The 18091-nt window shown below is 63.8% G+C and carries 13 protein-coding genes; 5 read left to right on the forward strand and 8 right to left on the reverse strand.

What is annotated here, in order from left to right:
- On the reverse strand, positions 1-1395 hold the full coding sequence (sthA, locus tag ACSMEV_RS16400) for a Si-specific NAD(P)(+) transhydrogenase (protein ID WP_314489968.1): 1395 nt from the start codon (positions 1393-1395) through the stop codon (positions 1-3).
- Positions 1396-1854: 459 nt separating this feature from the next.
- On the reverse strand, positions 1855-3318 hold the full coding sequence (locus tag ACSMEV_RS16405) for a glyceraldehyde-3-phosphate dehydrogenase (RefSeq protein WP_459206096.1): 1464 nt from the start codon (positions 3316-3318) through the stop codon (positions 1855-1857).
- A gap of 167 nt (positions 3319-3485) precedes the next feature.
- Here ACSMEV_RS16405 and mfd point away from each other — a divergent pair, with 167 nt between their 5' ends.
- From mfd to ACSMEV_RS16420, 3 genes are read left to right on the forward strand one after another with little or no spacing between them, the layout of a single operon-like run.
- Positions 3486-6935: a transcription-repair coupling factor gene (gene mfd, locus ACSMEV_RS16410; RefSeq protein WP_459206097.1), complete on the forward strand. Its 3450-nt coding sequence runs from the start codon at positions 3486-3488 to the stop codon at positions 6933-6935.
- Positions 6936-6945: 10 nt separating this feature from the next.
- Positions 6946-7518, forward strand: a complete 573-nt coding sequence (locus tag ACSMEV_RS16415) for a CsiV family protein (RefSeq protein ID WP_459206098.1) — start codon at positions 6946-6948, stop codon at positions 7516-7518.
- A gap of 1 nt (position 7519) precedes the next feature.
- Positions 7520-10819, forward strand: coding sequence for a DEAD/DEAH box helicase (locus ACSMEV_RS16420; RefSeq protein ID WP_459206099.1), 3300 nt, complete (start codon positions 7520-7522; stop codon positions 10817-10819).
- Between the two features lie 4 nt (positions 10820-10823).
- On the opposite strand, the gene nagZ is transcribed toward ACSMEV_RS16420, so the two are convergent.
- Together nagZ and ACSMEV_RS16430 are read right to left on the reverse strand one after the other, a co-directional pair.
- Positions 10824-11822 carry a beta-N-acetylhexosaminidase gene (nagZ, locus tag ACSMEV_RS16425; RefSeq protein WP_459208368.1) on the reverse strand — a complete coding sequence of 333 codons (999 nt, stop codon included), beginning with the start codon at positions 11820-11822 and terminating at the stop codon, positions 10824-10826.
- A 43-nt stretch (positions 11823-11865) separates the two neighbouring features.
- Entirely contained in the window at positions 11866-12579 is a 714-nt protein-coding gene (locus ACSMEV_RS16430; RefSeq protein ID WP_459206100.1) for a TetR/AcrR family transcriptional regulator, read from the reverse strand.
- Between the two features lie 247 nt (positions 12580-12826).
- Here ACSMEV_RS16430 and lexA point away from each other — a divergent pair, with 247 nt between their 5' ends.
- Positions 12827-13435: a transcriptional repressor LexA gene (gene lexA / locus ACSMEV_RS16435; protein WP_413047014.1), complete on the forward strand. Its 609-nt coding sequence runs from the start codon at positions 12827-12829 to the stop codon at positions 13433-13435.
- Positions 13436-13448: 13 nt separating this feature from the next.
- Positions 13449-13925: an SOS-induced cell division inhibitor SulA gene (sulA, locus tag ACSMEV_RS16440; protein WP_459206101.1), complete on the forward strand. Its 477-nt coding sequence runs from the start codon at positions 13449-13451 to the stop codon at positions 13923-13925.
- A gap of 60 nt (positions 13926-13985) precedes the next feature.
- On the opposite strand, the gene ACSMEV_RS16445 is transcribed toward sulA, so the two are convergent.
- From ACSMEV_RS16445 to ACSMEV_RS16460, 4 genes are all read right to left on the reverse strand, one after another.
- The gene (locus ACSMEV_RS16445; RefSeq protein WP_296269022.1) at positions 13986-14219 is read right to left on the reverse strand and encodes a hypothetical protein; all 234 of its coding nucleotides are present in this window, start codon (positions 14217-14219) and stop codon (positions 13986-13988) included.
- A 50-nt stretch (positions 14220-14269) separates the two neighbouring features.
- Positions 14270-14791, reverse strand: a complete 522-nt coding sequence (locus ACSMEV_RS16450) for a DUF6586 family protein (protein ID WP_459206102.1) — start codon at positions 14789-14791, stop codon at positions 14270-14272.
- A gap of 148 nt (positions 14792-14939) precedes the next feature.
- Positions 14940-17549 (reverse strand): type I DNA topoisomerase, encoded by a 2610-nt coding sequence (gene topA / locus ACSMEV_RS16455; protein WP_459206103.1) that lies wholly within the window; start codon positions 17547-17549, stop codon positions 14940-14942.
- Positions 17550-17795: 246 nt separating this feature from the next.
- Positions 17796-18047, reverse strand: a complete 252-nt coding sequence (locus ACSMEV_RS16460) for a DUF1653 domain-containing protein (protein WP_459206104.1) — start codon at positions 18045-18047, stop codon at positions 17796-17798.
- Positions 18048-18091 lie beyond the last annotated feature (44 nt).

Consider the following 18091-nt stretch of genomic DNA (forward strand, 5'->3'; position numbering starts at 1 on the left):
TCAAAAAAGCCGGTTCAGGCCGTCGTAGGCGGCGACTCGATAGGCTTCGGCCATGGTCGGGTAGTTGAAGGTGGTGTTGACGAAGTACTTGAGGTTGTTCAACTCGCCGGGCTGGTTCATCACCGCCTGGCCGATGTGCACGATCTCCGACGCCTGATAGCCGAAGCAATGTACGCCCAGCACCTCCAGGGTTTCGCGGTGGAACAGGATCTTCAGCATGCCCTGCGGCTCACCGGCGATCTGCGCGCGGGCCATGCTCTTGAAGAAGGCCTTGCCCACTTCGTACGGCACCTTGGCCTGGGTCAGTTCCTGCTCGTTCTTGCCCAGCGAGCTGATCTCCGGAATGGTGTAGATACCGGTCGGCACGTCGTCGACGAAACGCCAGCTGCCGTTGTCGACGATGCTGCCCGCCGCCGAACGACCCTGATCATGGGCAGCACTGGCCAGGCTCGGCCAGCCGATCACATCGCCCGCGCCGTAGATGTTGCTGACCACGGTGCGATAGGCCTCGTCGACCTCGATCTGGCCACGGCTGTTGACCTTGATGCCGATGTTTTCCAGGCCCAGCTTGTCGGTGTTGCCGGTACGGCCGTTGCACCAGAGCAAGGCGTCAGCCTTGATCTTCTTGCCGGACTTCAGATGCAGCACCACGCCGTTGTCCAATCCTTCGACCCGCTCGTAGTCTTCGTTGTGGCGCACGGTGATGTTGTTGTTGCTGAAGTGGTAGCTCAACGCCTGGGAGATTTCCGAGTCCAGGAAGCTCAGCAACTGGCCACGGTTGTCGACCAGTTCGATCAGCACGCCCAAGCCACTGAAGATCGAGGCGTATTCGCAACCGATCACCCCGGCGCCGTAGATGATCAGCTTGCGCGGGGTGTGGCTGAGGCTGAGGATGGTGTCGCTGTCGTAGACCCGTGGGTGGCTGAAGTCGATGTCGACCGGGCGGTACGGGCGCGAACCGGTGGCGATGATGATGTGCTTGGCCACCAATTTTTCCACCACACCATTGGGGCAGACCACTTCGATGGTCTGCTCGTCGGCGAAGCTGCCGGTGCCGAAGAACAGGTCCACCCGGTTGCGCGCGTAGTAGCCGGTGCGCGAGGCGACCTGCTTGGCGATGACCTTCTCGGCGCTTTTCAATACGTTGGGGAAGGAGAACCAGCGCGGTTCGCCGATGGCGCGGAACATCGGGTTGGTGTTGAACTGCATGATCTGCCGCACCGAGTGACGCAGGGCCTTGGACGGAATGGTGCCCAAGTGGGTGCAGTTACCGCCGACCTGGCGACGGCTGTCGACCATCGCCACCTTGCGCCCCGCTTTGGCAGCGTTCATCGCCGCGCCTTCACCGGCCGGGCCGGAACCCAGCACCACCACGTCGTAGTTATAGACAGCCATGCGTACTCCTTCAGAACGGGCCCGGCGGCCGACTCGGCGGCGGGGCTTGGCCATGTCGCCGCAGCGCCATGGAAAAATTCGGGTTGCAGTCTAAACAAGCCTGAACGCCGCGCACATTAACCCTTGGTCGCGTCGTAGGCCAATTCTGCCTGCACTACATGTTCGTCAAGCGCCTATTCCCTGGTGATCTTGCATACTTCGAGTGCGCCGCCACAGCCCAGGCCCGGGCAGTCGACGCCGCACGAAAAACGAGAACCCTAGGGCTGGTGTCCGTCGGTTAAGCAATTGGGGCCGCTTAGCGGCCCATCGCGGCTGAAGCCGCTCCTAAAGGGCCATTATGATCCTGTAGGAGCGGCTTCAGCCGCGATGAGCTGCAAAGCAGCCCCAATCAACGCTATTTCGGCTCAACGGCCGGTCTCAACCCAAGGGCTCCCGTACCGTTGATGCGTTACACGCCGATCAGCGTGGGAAGGCTGGCGGGTTGACCCCGGCCATGTCTTCCATTACCCGCACGACCTGGCAGCTGTAGCCGAACTCGTTGTCGTACCAGACGTACAGCACGACGCGGTTGTCGTTGGCGATGGTCGCTTCGGCGTCCACCACGCCGGCGTAGCGCGAACCGACGAAATCGGTCGACACCACTTCCTGCGAGCTGACGTAGTCGATCTGCTTGTGCAGGTCGGAGTGCATGGCGGTCTGGCGCAGGTACTCGTTGATCTCCTCGCGGGAGGTCGGCTTTTCCAGGTTCAGGTTGAGGATGGCCATGGACACGTTCGGCGTCGGTACGCGGATGGCGTTGCCGGTCAGCTTGCCCTTGAGCACTGGCAGCGCCTTGGCGGCGGCCGTGGCGGCGCCGGTTTCGGTGATGACCATGTTCAGGGTGGCGGCACGGCCGCGGCGGCTGCCTTTATGGAAGTTGTCGATCAGGTTCTGGTCGTTGGTGAACGAGTGAACGGTTTCGACGTGGCCATTGATGATGCCGTACTTGTCGTTGACTGCCTTGAGCACCGGCACGATGGCGTTGGTGGTGCAGGAGGCGGCGGAAACGATCTTGTCGTCCGGGGTGATGTCGCCGTGGTTGATGCCGTGTACGACGTTCTTCAGCGCACCCTTGCCTGGGGCAGTGAGGATCACGCGGGCGGCGCCCGGGCAGGCCAGGTGCTGGCCCAGGCCGTCGGCGTCGCGCCAGACACCGGTGTTGTCGACGATCAGCGCATCCTTGATGCCGTACTGGGTGTAGTCGACGTCGCTCGGGTTCTTGGCGTAGATCACCTGAATCAGGTTGCCGTTGGCGGTGATGGTGTTGTTGGCTTCGTCGATGACGATGGTGCCGTCGAACGGGCCGTGCACCGAATCGCGGCGCAGCAGGCTGGCGCGCTTGGCCAGGTCGTTCTCGGCGCCCTTGCGCACGACGATGGCGCGCAGGCGCAGGCCGTCGCCACCACCGGTTTTCTCGATCAGGATGCGCGCCAACAGGCGGCCGATACGGCCAAAGCCGTACAGCACCACGTCGGTGCCTTTGGCTTCGCCAGCGCCCTGCTTGCCGACCACATCGGCCAGCTCTTCACGCACAAAGGCTTCGGCGCTGCGGCCGTTGCCTTGCTGCTTGAACTTGTTGGCCAGCTTGCCCAGGTCGACCGAAGCCGCGCCGAGCTTGAGTTCGCTCATGGCCTTGAGCAGGGGGAACGTCTCGTGCACGGACAGCTCGCATTCGTCGCTCTGACGGTGGCGGGCAAAGCGGTGCGCCTTGAGGATCGAGATCACCGAACGGTTGATCAGGCTGCGGCCATAGATCGAACTCACCACGTTGTTGTTGCGGTAGAGCTGACCAATCAGCGGAATCATCGCCTCGGCGAGCGCTTCACGATCGATCCACTCACCAAGGCACTGGTCGGGCTTCTGAGTCACGGGAACCTTCCACATGTAGGGACAGAAAAAAGGGGCTACATTATGCAGCGACTGGGGCTATCGGGCAATCGGCGACACGTGCGCAGGGTAGTAGCCGGGTAATACCACGCATGAGCCTGACAGCACTGCCCGCCCTCGGTACAATCGATCTCTTTGCCGCAACGCTTGGAGCCCGATCTCCCGTGTCAGTTCTGCGCCTCCCGAAAATGTCGGCTACGGCCGGCAAGCAAACCTGGGGCAATCTGCAGGGCGCCGCCCTGAGCCTTGCCATTGCCGAAGCCGCCAGCAGTGCCGGCCGCTTCACCTTGCTGCTGACCGCCGACAGCCAGGCCGCCGACCGCCTCGAACAGGAGCTGCGCTTCTTCGCGCCCAACCTGCCGGTGCTGCCATTTCCCGACTGGGAGACCCTGCCCTACGACCTGTTCTCGCCGCACCAGGACATCATTTCCCAACGCATCGCCAGCCTATATAGGCTTCCGGAGCTGGACCACGGCATTCTCGTGGTGCCCATCACCACCGCCCTGCACCGCCTGGCGCCGACGCGCTTCCTGCTGGGCAGCAGCCTGGTGCTGGACATCGGCCAGAAGATCGACGTCGAACAGATGCGCGCGCGTCTGGAAGCCAGCGGTTATCGCTGCGTCGACACGGTCTACGAGCATGGCGAATTCGCCGTGCGCGGCGCGTTGCTCGACCTGTTCCCGATGGGCAGCAAACAGCCCTATCGCATCGACCTGTTCGACGACGAGATCGAAACCCTGCGCACCTTCGACCCGGAAACCCAGCGCTCGGTGGACAAGGTCGACTCGGTGCGCCTGCTGCCGGCCCGCGAGTTCCCCATGCAGAAGGACGAAGTCACCCGTTTCAAGGCGCGCTTTCGCGAACGCTTCGACGTCGACTTCCGCCGCAGCGCGATCTTCCAGGACCTGGCCAGCGGCATCATTCCCGCCGGCATCGAGTACTACCTGCCGCTGTTCTTCGAAGACACCGCGACCCTGTTCGACTACCTGCCGAGCGACACCCAGGTGTTCTCGCTACCGGGCGTCGAGCAGGCCGCGGAAACCTTCTGGAACGATGTGCGCGGCCGCTACGAAGACCGTCGCGGCGACCTGAGCCGCCCGCTGCTGCCACCGGCCGAGCTGTTCCTGCCGGTCGAAGACTGCTTCGCCCGCCTCAAGCAGTGGCCCCGGGTGGTGGTCAGCCCTGAAGACGTGGGCAGCGGTAGTGGCCGCGAGCACTTCCCTACCCAGCGCCTGCCGGACCTGGCCATCGAAGCCAAGGCCAACCAGCCGCTGGCGGCGCTGTCGCAGTTCCTCGAGCAGTTCCCCGGCCGGGTGCTGTTCACGGCAGAATCGGCGGGCCGCCGCGAAGTGCTGCTCGAGCTGCTCGAACGGCTCAAGCTGCGGCCCAAGACGGTCGACAGCTGGGAAGACTTCCTTACCCACACGGCGCGCCTGGCCATCACCATCGCGCCCTTGGACGAAGGCTTGCTGCTGGAGCAGCCCGAGCTTGCGCTGATCGCCGAGAGTCCGCTGTTCGGCCAGCGCGTGATGCAGCGCCGGCGCCGCGAGAAACGTGGGGAAACGGCCAACGATGCGGTGATCAAGAACCTCACCGAGCTGCGCGAAGGCGCACCGGTGGTGCACATCGACCACGGCGTGGGCCGCTACCTGGGCCTGGCCACCCTGGAGATCGACGGTCAGGCGGCCGAGTTCCTGACCCTCGAATACGCCGAGAACGCCAAGCTCTACGTGCCGGTGGCCAACCTGCACCTGATCGCCCGCTACACCGGTAGCGACGACGCCCTGGCGCCGCTGCACCGACTCGGCTCGGAAACCTGGCAGAAAGCCAAGCGCAAGGCCGCCGAGCAAGTGCGCGACGTCGCCGCCGAACTGCTCGACATCTATGCCCGCCGCGCCGCGCGCAAGGGCCATGCCTTCGCCGATCCGGCCGCCGACTACGCAAGCTTCAGCGCCGGCTTCCCCTTCGAGGAAACCCCAGACCAGCAGTCGGCCATCGAAGCGGTGCGCCAGGACATGCTGGCTGCCAAGCCCATGGACCGCCTGGTGTGCGGCGACGTCGGCTTCGGCAAGACCGAAGTGGCCATGCGCGCGGCGTTCATCGCCGTGCACAGCGGCCGCCAGGTGGCGCTGCTGGTGCCCACCACCCTGCTGGCCCAGCAGCACTACAACAGCTTCCGCGACCGCTTCGCCGAGTGGCCGGTGAAGGTCGAGGTGATGAGCCGCTTCAAGACCGCCAAGGACATCACCGCCGCCGCCGACGCGCTGGCCGAGGGCAAGATCGACATCCTCATCGGCACCCACAAGCTGCTGCAGGACGACGTCAAGTTCAAAGACCTGGGCCTGGTCATCATCGACGAGGAACACCGTTTCGGTGTGCGCCAGAAAGAACAGCTCAAGGCCCTGCGCAGCGAGGTGGACATCCTCACCCTCACCGCAACGCCCATCCCGCGCACGCTGAACATGGCCGTGGCCGGCATGCGCGACCTGTCGATCATCGCCACCCCGCCGGCGCGGCGCCTGTCGGTGCGCACCTTCGTCATGGAAGCGAACAACAGCACCATCAAGGAAGCGTTGCTGCGCGAACTGCTGCGCGGCGGCCAGGTGTACTACCTGCACAACGACGTCAAGACCATCGAGAAATGCGCTGCCGACCTGGCCGCACTGGTGCCAGAGGCGCGCATCGGCATCGGCCATGGGCAGATGCGCGAGCGCGAGCTGGAACAGGTGATGAGCGATTTCTACCACAAGCGCTTCAACGTGCTGGTGGCCTCGACCATCATCGAAACCGGGATCGACGTGCCCAGCGCCAACACCATCGTCATCGAGCGCGCCGACAAGTTCGGCCTGGCCCAGCTGCACCAGCTGCGCGGCCGGGTCGGGCGCAGCCACCACCAGGCCTACGCCTACCTGCTCACCCCGGCGCGACAAGGCATCAGCAGCGATGCCGAGAAGCGCCTGGAGGCGATCGCCAACACCCAGGATCTGGGCGCAGGTTTCGTGCTGGCCACCAACGATCTGGAGATCCGCGGCGCTGGCGAGCTGCTCGGCGAAGGTCAGAGCGGGCAGATCCAGGCGGTCGGTTTCACCCTGTACATGGAAATGCTCGAACGTGCGGTGAAAGCCATCCGCAAAGGCACCCAGCCCAATCTCGAACAACCCTTGGGCGGCGGTCCGGAGATCAACCTGCGCCTGCCGGCGCTGATCCCCGAAGACTACCTGCCCGATGTGCACGCGCGGTTGATCCTGTACAAGCGCATCGCCTCGGCGGTCGACGAAGAGGGCTTGAAGGACTTGCAAGTGGAAATGATCGACCGCTTCGGCCTGCTGCCCGAACCGACCAAGAACCTCATGCGTCTGACCCTGCTCAAGCTGCAGGCGGAAAAGCTCGGTATCAAGAAACTCGACGCCGGCCCCAATGGCGGCAAGATCGACTTCGAAGCAGAGACCGCAGTGGAGCCGATCACCCTGATCAAGCTGATCCAGAGCCAGCCCAAGCGCTACAAATTCGAGGGCGCCACGCAGTTCCGCTTCATGGTGCCCATGGAGCGTGCCGACGAGCGTTTCTCGACCATCGAAGCGCTATTCGAACGCCTTACCCCACCGATTGCCTGAAGGAAGACCCATGCGTGCCATTCGTTACCTGAGCGTGCTCGCGGCGCTGTTCGTTCCGCTCGCCAATGCCGAGGGCTTGTACCAGGTCGAGATGATCCTGATCAGGCAGAACGCCGAACCTGCGCTGTACCACGCCCCCGCCCCGGAAGACTGGCGCGCGGGCGCCACCCTGCTGGCCGCCGACGCCGAGCGTCCGGCGCGCCTGGACGACACCCTGCAACGCCTGCAAGCCAACGGCGACTACACCGTGCTGCTGCACAAAGCCTGGGAGCAGACCCTGAGCGACAAGCCGAGCCGCGTGGCCCTGAGCGCCGGCGAGCAGGTCTATGGCCGCTCGCCCATCGAAGGCACGCTGAGCCTGACCGAAGGGCGCTTCATCGCTGCGCAGGCGCGCTTCTGGGTCAACCAGATCGATGGCAACGGCAGCGTGCTGCGCAGCGAGCAGTTCAAGCAGAGCAACAGCAACATGAAGCGCGGGCAACTGAATTTCCTCGACGGCGGCCACCTGGCCCTGCTGGTCAAGGTCACCCCGGCCGGCATGCGCAAACTGCCAGAGATGAATCCGGAGCTGATGGAGCAGTGAGATGAGCGAGGACGAGCTGGGCCATCGTCTGCGCCAGCACCCCGACTGGACGCGCGCCTTCGCCACGGCGGTCCTGCAACGCGGTGAGCGCTACGCCCGCGATGGTCGGGTCAGGCTCGAGCTCTGCAACACCAAGCGCGTCCAGGCGCGCTGTTCGGGCAGCGAAGGCCAGCTCTATCGGCAGGACATCGACCTGCATCTAGGCGAGCCGCAGAGTCAGCTGGTCGCGCGCTGCACATGCCCGGTGCGGCGCAACTGCAAGCATTGCGCGGCAGTGCTCTACAGCCTGCAGGCGCGCGCCGGCGACAAGCGCGCGTCCAACGGCCTGCCCGCCGAGCTGCAGCACTGGCTGCAAGGCCTGCAACCGCGCGACGCCTCGGCCCGCGCAGAGAAGCGCGGGCGCATGGTCTGCTATCAACTGCGCTTGCACGGCGCAGGCTGCGCGCTGCGAGTGCGCAAGGGCATCGTGCAGGAGGGCCAGACACGCTTCAGCCGCATCCAGTCGCTCTACGAACTGCTCTACGAGCCGCCACGGTTCGTGCAGGAAGACGACTTGCGCATCCTGCGCCTGCTGTCGACCCTGAACAATCCCAGCGGCGCCGAAGAAGGCTTTGCCCTGCAGGGCCAGGAAGGCGGCGAACTGCTGCAACGGGCATTGGACACCGGCCGCTTGTTCCATGACGAAGATCGTCCCTTCATCCGCCAGGGCGGCGAGCGTATGGCAGAGTTTCGCTGGGTTCGCCTGGACAATGGCCATTACCGGGGGGTGTGGCTGCGCGAGGAAAAGCCTGTAGGCCACGTAATGGCATTGCTGCCGCTGTACTACTACGACAGCGCAAGCGAAGAGGTGGGCGTCATCGACCATGCGCTGGACCCCCATACCGCCCAGCACCTGACCCTGGCCCCGGATGTGCCCGAACACCTGATCGTGCCCTTGAGCCATAAGCTCAACGCCTTGAACCAGCGCCTACCGACCCCGACCACCCTGGATGAGGAAATCGTCGATCAGGTACAACCGACCGCGCACCTGACGCTCGGCAGCGTGGAATTCAGCGCCTACGCCCCCAAGACCGGACGCATGCAGCGCCAGATGCAGCACCGCGCCGCCCTGGCCTTCGACTACGACGGCTTGCGTGCCAGCGGTAACGACGACAAACCTCTGTCGCGTCTGATGGGCAACACGCACCAGCGCATCCAACGCCAGCCGGAGGCCGAACTGGCCCTGCGCAAGGCGCTGCAAGGCTGGGGCTTCAAAGTAGCGACCCGGCAGAGCAAGGCCCTGCCTGACAGCGCGGGGCAGATGCTGCAACTGGCCGACGACGAAGCCTGGCTGCGCTTCGCCCGCGCGGGCCTGCCGGCGCTGCGTGAGGCGGGCTGGACGATCGACGTGCAGCGCGACTTCGCCTTCAACCTCAATGAGGTGCAGGACTGGTATGCAGACATCGACGAGGCGCCCGGACACGAATGGTTCGACCTGGAGCTGGGCATCGTGGTGGAGGGCGAGCGCCACAGCCTGCTGCCGATCATGCTGCAGTTGCTGCGCAGCAACCCGGAGCTGCTGCGCAGCCAAGAGCTGGCCAGGCGTGGCGACGACGAACACCTGCTGGTCGACCTCAACGCCGCGCGCCATGACAGCCCACCCTTGCGTGTGGCCCTACCCTACAGCCGCATTCGCGCGGTCATGCGCACCCTGGGCGAGCTGTACCTGCATGAAGAAGTCGGCGGCCCGAGCGTACGCCTGGAGCGCGCCGACGCCGCGCGCCTCAACGAGATCGCCGAACTGCCGTTGCAATGGGCCGGCGGCGAGCAGATCCGCGACCTGGGCCGGCGCCTGCGCGATGCACGTAACCTGCAGGTGGCTCCACCCCAGGGCTTGAATGCCACCTTGCGGCCCTACCAGCAACAAGGACTGAACTGGCTGCAGGCGCTGCGCGAGATCGGCACCGGGGCGATCCTCGGCGACGACATGGGCCTGGGCAAGACCTTGCAGACCCTGGCCCATCTGCTACTGGAGAAGCGATCCGGGCGCCTGACCCAACCCGCCCTGGCGGTGATGCCCACCAGCCTGATCCCCAACTGGCTCGACGAAGCCCAGCGCTTCGCCCCCGACCTGCGCGTCCTGGCCCTGCACGGAGCGAGCCGCAACCAGCACTTCGCCGCGCTGGCCGAATACGATCTGGTGCTGACCACCTATGCCCTGCTGCCGCGCGACCTGGAACACCTCCAGGGGCATTGCTGGCATCTGCTGGTGCTCGACGAAGCGCAGAGCATCAAGACCAGCACCAGCAAGGCGGCCCAGGCGGCACGCGAGCTACAGGCCCAACAGCGCCTATGCCTGACCGGCACGCCCATGGAAAACAATCTAGGTGAGCTGTGGTCGCTGTTCCACTTCCTCATGCCGGGCTGGCTGGGCGACAGCAAGCAGTTCAACAAGGAATACCGCACCCCCATCGAGCGACATGGCGACAGCGAACGGCTCAACCACCTGATCCGGCGCATCCGCCCCTTCCTGCTGCGCCGCACCAAGGAGGAAGTCGCCACCGACCTGCCGCCCAAGACCGAGATGGTGCATTGGGTCGACCTCAGCGACGCCCAGCGCGATACCTACGAAACGGTGCGCGTGGCCATGGACAAGAAGGTGCGTGAGCAGATCGCCCGCAACGGCGCGGCGCGCAGCCAGATCGTCATCCTCGATGCGCTGCTCAAACTGCGTCAGGTGTGTTGCGACCTGCGACTGGTCAAAGGCGTCGACGCCAAAGGACCACAACACGACAAAGGCAAGTTGGGCGCCTTGCTCGACATGCTTGGCGAACTACTCAGCGAAGGTCGGCGCGTGCTGTTGTTCTCGCAGTTCACCTCGATGCTGGCATTGATCGAAGAGGAGTTGATCAAGCGCGAGATCCGCTACAGCCTGCTCACGGGCGACACGCGCGATCGGCGGGCGCCGGTCGAGCAGTTCCAGAGCGGCGCCAGCGAAGTGTTTCTGATCAGTCTCAAGGCGGGTGGCACCGGCCTGAATCTGACCGCTGCCGACACCGTCATCCACTATGACCCCTGGTGGAACCCAGCCAGCGAAAACCAGGCCACCGACCGCGCCTACCGCATCGGTCAGGACAAGCCGGTGTTCGTCTACAAGCTGATCACTCGAGGTACGGTGGAAGAGAAGATCCAGCAACTCCAGCAGGAAAAGGCCGCGCTGGCAGCCGGCTTGCTGGAGGATGGCGAAGCCGGGCAATGGCGCGTGGCCGACGAAGACATCGACGCCCTGTTCGCACCGCTGCCCGGTAAACGCAGTCGCTGAAGGCTCAGTCGATCAACTGCGCAGCACGCAGCGCGCTGAGCGCTTGCAGCCAGCGTGGCTGCTCGCGGTAGTCGGTGCGGGCGAAGCCCTGGCCACGCATGCTGGCGATACGCGGCGAAGGGCTGACCCTCAAGCGTTGCGTAGCGCTCAGGGCCAGCTCGGCTGCCGCGCGATCGTTGCACACCAACCCCATGTCGCAGCCGGCGCTCAGCGCAGCTTCGATGCGGTTGGCGGCATCGCCCACCACATGGGCACCGGCCATGGACAGGTCGTCACTGAAGATCACGCCATCGAAGCCCAGTTCGCCGCGCAGGATGTCTTGCAGCCAGCGGCGCGAGAAGCCGGCGGGCTGGTTGTCGACTTGAGGGTAGATGACGTGGGCTGGCATCACGGCGGCCAGTTGTCTGCTCAAGCTGCGGAATGGCAGCAGGTCGGCTTGGCGCAGTTCGTCCAGGCTGCGCTCGTCGGTGGGGATCGCCACGTGCGAATCAGCTTCGGCCCAACCGTGCCCCGGAAAATGTTTGCCACAGGCCGCCATACCGGCGGCGTTCATACCTCGAATGAAGGCGCCGGCCAATTGCGTGGCACGCTGTGGATCGCCCTCGAAGGCGCGGCTGCCGACTACCGCGCTGCGCTGATGGTCGAGGTCCAGAACCGGGGCGAAACTCAAGTCCAGGCCCACGGCGAGCACCTCACTGGCCATCACCCAGCCACAATGCTCGGCCAGCTGTTCGGCGTTGGCGTTGTCGGCCAGTGCGCGCATGGCCGGCAGGCGCACGAAGCCCTGGCGCAGGCGTTGGACGCGACCGCCCTCTTGATCGACGGCCAGAATCAGGTCGGGGCGGATGGCGCGGATGGCGGCACACAGCTCGCGCACCTGGCGCGGGGTTTCGATGTTGCGGGCGAACAGGATCAGGCCGGCGACTTGCGGCTGGCGCAGCAGCGCGCGGTCTTCGGCGGTCAGCCAGGTGCCGGCGATATCCACCATCAGGGAGCCTTGCAGGCGGGCAGTCATAGGAAATCCTTCGAATACAAGAAGAGCAGCCTCAGGCCTTGGCCGGAGCGCCCTGGACAGAGGGTTTGCTGCGCGGACGCAACTGGGCGTCGGCCATTCGCGGATCGGTCACGCCACTGTCGGCGCGCATGCCGGCCGCGAGGAACGGCACCATCAGGCGCATGACCTGTTCGATCGAGGTATTGAGGCCGAAGTCGTTTTCGGCGATGGCGCGCAGGGCCTTGATGCCCGACATGCTGAACGCCGCCGCGCCGAGCATGAAGTGGACGCGCCAGAACAGCTCCAGCGGCGGAATGCGCGGCGCGGCTTCGTTGACCAGCAACATGTAGCGGCGGAAGACCTTGCCGTACATGTCTTCGAGGTAGCGGCGCAGGTGCCCTTGGCTTTCGCTGAAGGCCAAGCCCAACAGGCGCATGAAGGTGGACAGGTCGTTGTTACTGCGCGGCTGCACGGCCAGCGCTTGGTCGACCAGCATTTCCAGAAGTTCTTCGAGGCTCGGCTTGAGCTCGGGCTGGGCCTGGCGGCGCTCCAGTTCGCGCTCGAGGCTGGCGCAGAACGGGCCGAGGAAACGTGAGAAAACCGCCTGGATCAGGGCTTTCTTCGAACCGAAGTGGTAATTTACCGCCGCCAGGTTGACCCCGGCCTTGCTGGTGATCAGACGCAGCGAGGTCTCGGCGAAGCCTCGTTCCGCGAACAGCTGCTCGGCAGCGTCGAGAATGCGTTCAACGGTTTCGGATTGAGCCATGACTTACCTATTCGCCAGACAAACAGTTGTTTGAAACATACGTTTCAACCCCGCCGCTGTCAAGGTCGCGTGACCTGCCGGTCGCATTTTGACAAGGGCGTCTCGATCACTGCCACACCCCGCGCCGCCGCAGGCCTGGAGCTCGCATGCCATGACCGACGGGCGGCGGCGTGCAAAGGGAAAGCTTGCAGCGGGATCACTACTGTATATAATCCCAGTCACTGGATAAAAAAACAGAGCGCATGCCATGTTGAAACTGACGCCACGCCAAGCCGAAATCCTCGCCTTCATCAAGCGCTGCTTGGAAGACAACGGTTTCCCGCCCACCCGCGCGGAAATCGCCCAGGAGCTGGGCTTCAAATCACCCAATGCTGCTGAAGAACACCTCAAGGCTTTGGCCCGCAAGGGCGCCATCGAGATGACACCAGGCGCTTCACGCGGCATCCGCATTCCGGGCCTCGAAGCCAAGCCCGAGAGCGCCACCCTGCCCATCGTGGGTCGGGTCGCGGCGGGTGCGCCAATCCTTGCCGAACAGCACATCGAGCAATCGTGCAACATCAACCCGGACTTCTTCAATCCTCGTGCCGATTACCTGCTGCGGGTGCATGGCACCAGCATGAAGGACGTCGGCATCTTCGACGGTGACCTGCTGGCCGTGCACACCTGCCGCGAGGCCCGCAATGGCCAGATCGTCGTCGCACGCATCGGTGATGAAGTCACGGTCAAGCGATTCAAGCGCGAAGGCAGCAAAGTCTGGCTGATCGCCGAGAATCCCGAGTTCGCGCCGATCGAAGTCGATCTCAAAGATCAGGAACTGGTCATCGAAGGTTTGAGCGTCGGCGTTATTCGCCGCTGACCCAGGAGGCGCCATGTACACGTCCACCCACGCATCGGAGCATATCCAGTTGTCACTGTTTGAGGCGTTTTTGGCCCAACCCGTGCTACCTGGCTTGAAGGCCCGCGAACCGTCCGCAGACTACTGCCGGCCCGAACTGTTCAGCGAGCTGAGCCTACGGGGTGCGTCTGGCCACTGTCACAGCCTGCTGGCGCCCGTCCTGCGAGAGTTGAGCGAAAAAGACGACACCCGCTGGCTCACCCTGATCGCTCCGCCTGCCAGCCTGACGCAGGCCTGGCTGCGCGACGCGGGTTTGAACCGCGAACGCATTCTACTGCTACACCCCCGTGGCACCCAGAGCGCGCTGCACCTGGCCGGCGAAGCGCTGCGCCTGAAACGCAGCCACACCGTCGTCAGTTGGTTGGGCAGCCTCAACGCCAGCGCTCGGCACTTGTTGATCCGCGCAGCCAGTGCCGGTAATGCACAAAGCCTGAACATCCGCATCAGCTGATGTTCAGGCTTTGCCTGCAACGCTCACTTTCGAAGGCGAGCTGTGGGCAGTCCGGCAGCGTCAGTGCAACACACGCGGCCCTTCGTCACGTTCCAGTTCGCCTTCGGCCAACCGCCCCGCCATTTGTACGCCTACGCTGAGCATGGCCTTGGCCACTTCGACATGCTGTCCTTGCAGAAATACCTTGGCATCCTCCGAGAAATTCAAGGTCACCAATGACCCTTCATCCTCTGCGCGGCGCAGCTCGATGCGACCATCAGGCAACTCGACAATTTCTAGAAACGACGTTGACATAAAGGGTTGTTCTCCACGAAAGGCCATCATTGTAACAGCCACTGTGGGGATCAGCACTCACTCAGCGCGTCACGGAAACGTCTGGCCACGTCTTTCAGATGGGCGCGCCAGCTCTGCAACTCTTCGTAGCTGAGCGCCGGTGTGTCAGGCGCATCCAGGTTCACCGCCTGGATCAGCGGTTGGGTAACGTCCGTCTTGGGCGTTTTTTTCGCCATTGGGGGTCGAAACAGGTCGGCATGGGCTTTGAGCAGCCGCGCCAACCAGCTCTGCGGATTGCCTGCCAGCTCCAACAGCTCGGCCATCTCTGGAATCGCAATCTCGCGCAGCATGTCTTCGTTGAGCAATGCTTCTGCCTGGGTGGCGTTGGCCTGCGGCAGTCGGTAGAAGCCAGCGATCTCATGACACAGACCCAACAAGCCGCCGTACAGGTGGAACAGCGCCGCCTCGCGTTCGGCCTGGATCAAACCCTGAGCGTTCATGGCTCGGCTTTCTTGGGCCTTGCTCATCGACTCCAGGGCCAGCCCTGCGAAAAACAACTTCTGGTTGGTGCGGGTATACAGTTCCTGGGCCATGGCGCGTGGTGTCCTCGAAGGTGGGGCGAACCGCTGTTGTAACGGCAGGTTGCTCTTCAGCGCAAGCCAAATGCAGCGGGGGCAAGTCGGTCACCCGCCTTGCCCCCGCCTATACCGCTTGAGTGAGCGCCCTTTGTAGAGCGCCCTCTCAACGCTTGTCTTCGACCTTCCAGGCCGAGCCGTCGTAGAACGCCTTCCAGCCGGTCGGCTTGCCTTCGACTTCGGTCTGCACGTATTGCTCCTTGGTCTTGCGGCTATAGCGGATCACGGTTGGACGACCTTCCGGATCCTGCTGCGGCGCTTCGCACAGGAAATGGTACTTGGGGTCGATCTCGGCCTTGTGCGGCACGATCTCCTTGACCAACGGCGCGCGGGTTTCGCGGTTCTTGGGGAACTGGCTGGCGGCCAGAAACAGACCCGAGGCACCGTCGCGCAGCACGTAAGTGTCGTCGACCTTCTCGCACTTGAGCTCGGGCATCTCCACCTTGTCCATCTTCGGCGGCGCGGCCTCGCCATTTTTCAGCAATTTGCGCGTGTTCTTGCAGGCTGGATTAGTACAGCCGAAGAACTTACCGAAGCGGCCGGTCTTGAGCTGCATCTCGCTCCCGCACTTGTCGCATTCCAGGCTCGGGCCTTCGTAGCCTTTGATGCGGTAGCTGCCCTCTTCGATCTCATAACCTGGGCAATCCGGGTTGTTGCCGCAGATGTGCAGCTTGTGCTTCTCATCCAGCAAGTAAGCATCCATGGCCGTGGCGCAGATCGGGCAGCGATGCTTGCCGCGCAATACGCGCGATTCCGATTCACCTTCGTCGTCGGCCGCGATTTCATCGCCCGGGACAAGGTTGACCGTTGCCTTGCAACGCTCTTTGGGCGGCAAGGCATAGCCCGAGCAACCGAGGAACACACCGGTGGACGCCGTACGAATCATCATCGGCCGGCCACATTCCTTGCAGGGAATGTTGGTCATGGTCGGCTGGTTGGCGCGCATGCCATTCTCGGCCGCTTCGGCGGTCAGCAGTTTCTTGCTGAAATCCCCGTAGAACTCGTCGAGCACGTTCTTCCAGTCGCGTCCGCCTTGGGCGACGTCGTCCAGATGCTCTTCCATGCCGGCGGTGAAGCCGTAGTCCATGAGGTTGGAGAAGCTTTCCGAGAGCCGCTCGGTGACGATGTCACCCATCTTTTCCGAATAGAAACGACGGTTGTGCAGGGTCACGTAACCACGGTCCTGGATGGTGGAGATGATCGCGGCGTAGGTCGATGGGCGACCGATCCCGCGTTTTTCCATCTCCTTGACCAGGCTGGCTTCGGTGAAGCGCGCCGGCGGCTTGGTGAAGTGCTGGCTCGGGTCGAGCTCGACCAGCTGCAACGCCTCGCCTTGGGCCATTTCCGGCAGCACGTCGTCTTCGCCTGGTTTGCTCTGTTGCGGCAACACGCGGGTGTAGCCATCGAACTTGAGAATCCGACCCTTGGCACGCAACTCGAAGTTGCCGGCCACTGCCGTGATGCTGGTGGACAGGTACTGGGCTGGCGGCATCTGGCAAGCCAGGAACTGGCGCCAGATCAGCTCGTACAGACGTTCGGCATCGCGCTCCATGCCGCTGAGCTTGCTCGGGTGCGTATTCACGTCCGAAGGCCGTATGGCTTCGTGCGCCTCTTGTGCGCCTTGCTTGCTGCCGTACACCACAGGCGATTCAGGCAGGTACTGTTTGCCGAATTCGTGCTCGATGTAGCTGCGCGCCATTTCGACCGCGTCCGCGGACAGGTTGGTCGAGTCGGTACGCATGTAGGTAATGTAGCCCGCTTCGTACAAGCGCTGCGCCATCATCATGGTCTTCTTCACACCATAGCCCAGGCGATTGCTCGCCGCCTGCTGCAGGGTGGAGGTGATGAACGGCGCCGAAGGCTTGCTGCTGGTCGGCCGGTCTTCGCGTTTGCTGACGCTGTAGCTGGACGTCTTGAGCTGCTCGAGCGCCGCCATGGCTTGGGCCTGGTTCAGCGGCTTGAAGGCCTCGCCGTTCTGGCGCGCGACTTCGAAACGCACCTTGGCGTTCTTGGCGCTGCTCAGGTCGGCGTGAATTTCCCAATATTCTTCGGGGTTGAAGGCACGGATTTCACGCTCGCGCTCCACCACCAGCTTGACCGCCACCGATTGCACACGGCCCGCCGACAAGCCACGGGCGATCTTGGCCCACAGCAGTGGAGAAACCATGTAACCGACCACGCGGTCGAGGAAGCGCCGCGCCTGCTGGGCGTTGACCCGGGCGATGTCCAGCTCGCCAGGCTGCGAGAACGCTTCCTGGATGGCTTTCTTGGTGATCTCGTTGAACACCACGCGCTTGTAACGGCTGTCGTCGCCGCCGATGGCTTCGCGCAGGTGCCAGGCGATGGCTTCCCCTTCGCGGTCCAAGTCGGTCGCGAGGTAGATGGTGTCGGCATCCTTGGCCAAACGCCGCAACTCGTCGATGACTTTTTCCTTGCCGGGCAGGATTTCGTATTTGGCTTTCCAGCCGGCGTCAGGGTCGACACCCATGCGCGCCACCAGTTGCCGGCGGGCCTTCTCTTTCGGCGGCAGCACCGGCGCATCGGCTGCGGCCTTGCCACGCTTGGCCGCCGGCTCCTTGGAGGCGCTGGCCGAACCGCTGGTGGGAAGGTCGCGGATGTGGCCGATACTCGACTTCACCACGTACTGGTTGCCCAGGTACTTGTTGATGGTCTTGGCCTTGGCCGGGGATTCCACAATGACCAGCGATTTGCCCATGGATCGGTGTATTCCTGAATCTGGAGATGAATAACGCGCCAGGTGCCGGACGCGGCACCGCTATATATAGTGGCGACAAGATGAGGTCAAGCGCAGTCGCCCAAGCCGTGTACGAAATCTGCCTGCGGTGCGGTCGGCGCAGAAGGCTCGCGGATCGGGCCCGGATGGATAACCCGCCATGCCTTCACCCTAGCCTGTTTGCGCTGAGGTCCGAAACGCCCCCTGCAAGCATATTTCGTCCAAGGCCTACAGACCCGGTGCGTTCCCCTCCCCGAGCGTTGGCGCCTCGGCCTTGCGCAACGCAAAGCGCGGCACCTGTTGTCCGTCGATCTCGACGGTCTCGAGGAACATCGACAACGGCCGTACCCACAGGCCGAAATCGCCGTACAGGCATTGGTAGACCACGACCCACTCTTCGCTTTCCGAATGCCGGGCCGTACCGAACACGCGGTACTCAGGCCCTTTGTAATGCTGGTAGATGCCTGGCTGGACCTGCATGTCACATGCTCCTGAACATAAGGGAAAAACAAAAGCCGGGGCAC

It is taken from the genome of Pseudomonas sp. MLB6B (genome assembly GCF_054508135.1).

Excerpts from the sequence above, each read along its gene's own strand:
- ACSMEV_RS16415 (WP_459206098.1), top strand. The coding sequence starts at position 6,946 with ATGCGTGCCATTCGTTACCTGAGCGTGCTCGCGGCGCTGTTCGTTCCG.
- sulA (WP_459206101.1), top strand. The coding sequence starts at position 13,449 with ATGTACACGTCCACCCACGCATCGGAGCATATCCAGTTGTCACTGTTT.
- lexA (WP_413047014.1), top strand. The coding sequence starts at position 12,827 with ATGTTGAAACTGACGCCACGCCAAGCCGAAATCCTCGCCTTCATCAAG.
- ACSMEV_RS16430 (WP_459206100.1), bottom strand. The coding sequence starts at position 12,579 with ATGGCTCAATCCGAAACCGTTGAACGCATTCTCGACGCTGCCGAGCAG.
- ACSMEV_RS16450 (WP_459206102.1), bottom strand. The coding sequence starts at position 14,791 with ATGGCCCAGGAACTGTATACCCGCACCAACCAGAAGTTGTTTTTCGCA.
- ACSMEV_RS16460 (WP_459206104.1), bottom strand. The coding sequence starts at position 18,047 with ATGCAGGTCCAGCCAGGCATCTACCAGCATTACAAAGGGCCTGAGTAC.
- ACSMEV_RS16445 (WP_296269022.1), bottom strand. The coding sequence starts at position 14,219 with ATGTCAACGTCGTTTCTAGAAATTGTCGAGTTGCCTGATGGTCGCATC.
- ACSMEV_RS16420 (WP_459206099.1), top strand. The coding sequence starts at position 7,520 with ATGAGCGAGGACGAGCTGGGCCATCGTCTGCGCCAGCACCCCGACTGG.
- ACSMEV_RS16405 (WP_459206096.1), bottom strand. The coding sequence starts at position 3,318 with ATGTGGAAGGTTCCCGTGACTCAGAAGCCCGACCAGTGCCTTGGTGAG.
- topA (WP_459206103.1), bottom strand. The coding sequence starts at position 17,549 with ATGGGCAAATCGCTGGTCATTGTGGAATCCCCGGCCAAGGCCAAGACC.
- sthA (WP_314489968.1), bottom strand. The coding sequence starts at position 1,395 with ATGGCTGTCTATAACTACGACGTGGTGGTGCTGGGTTCCGGCCCGGCC.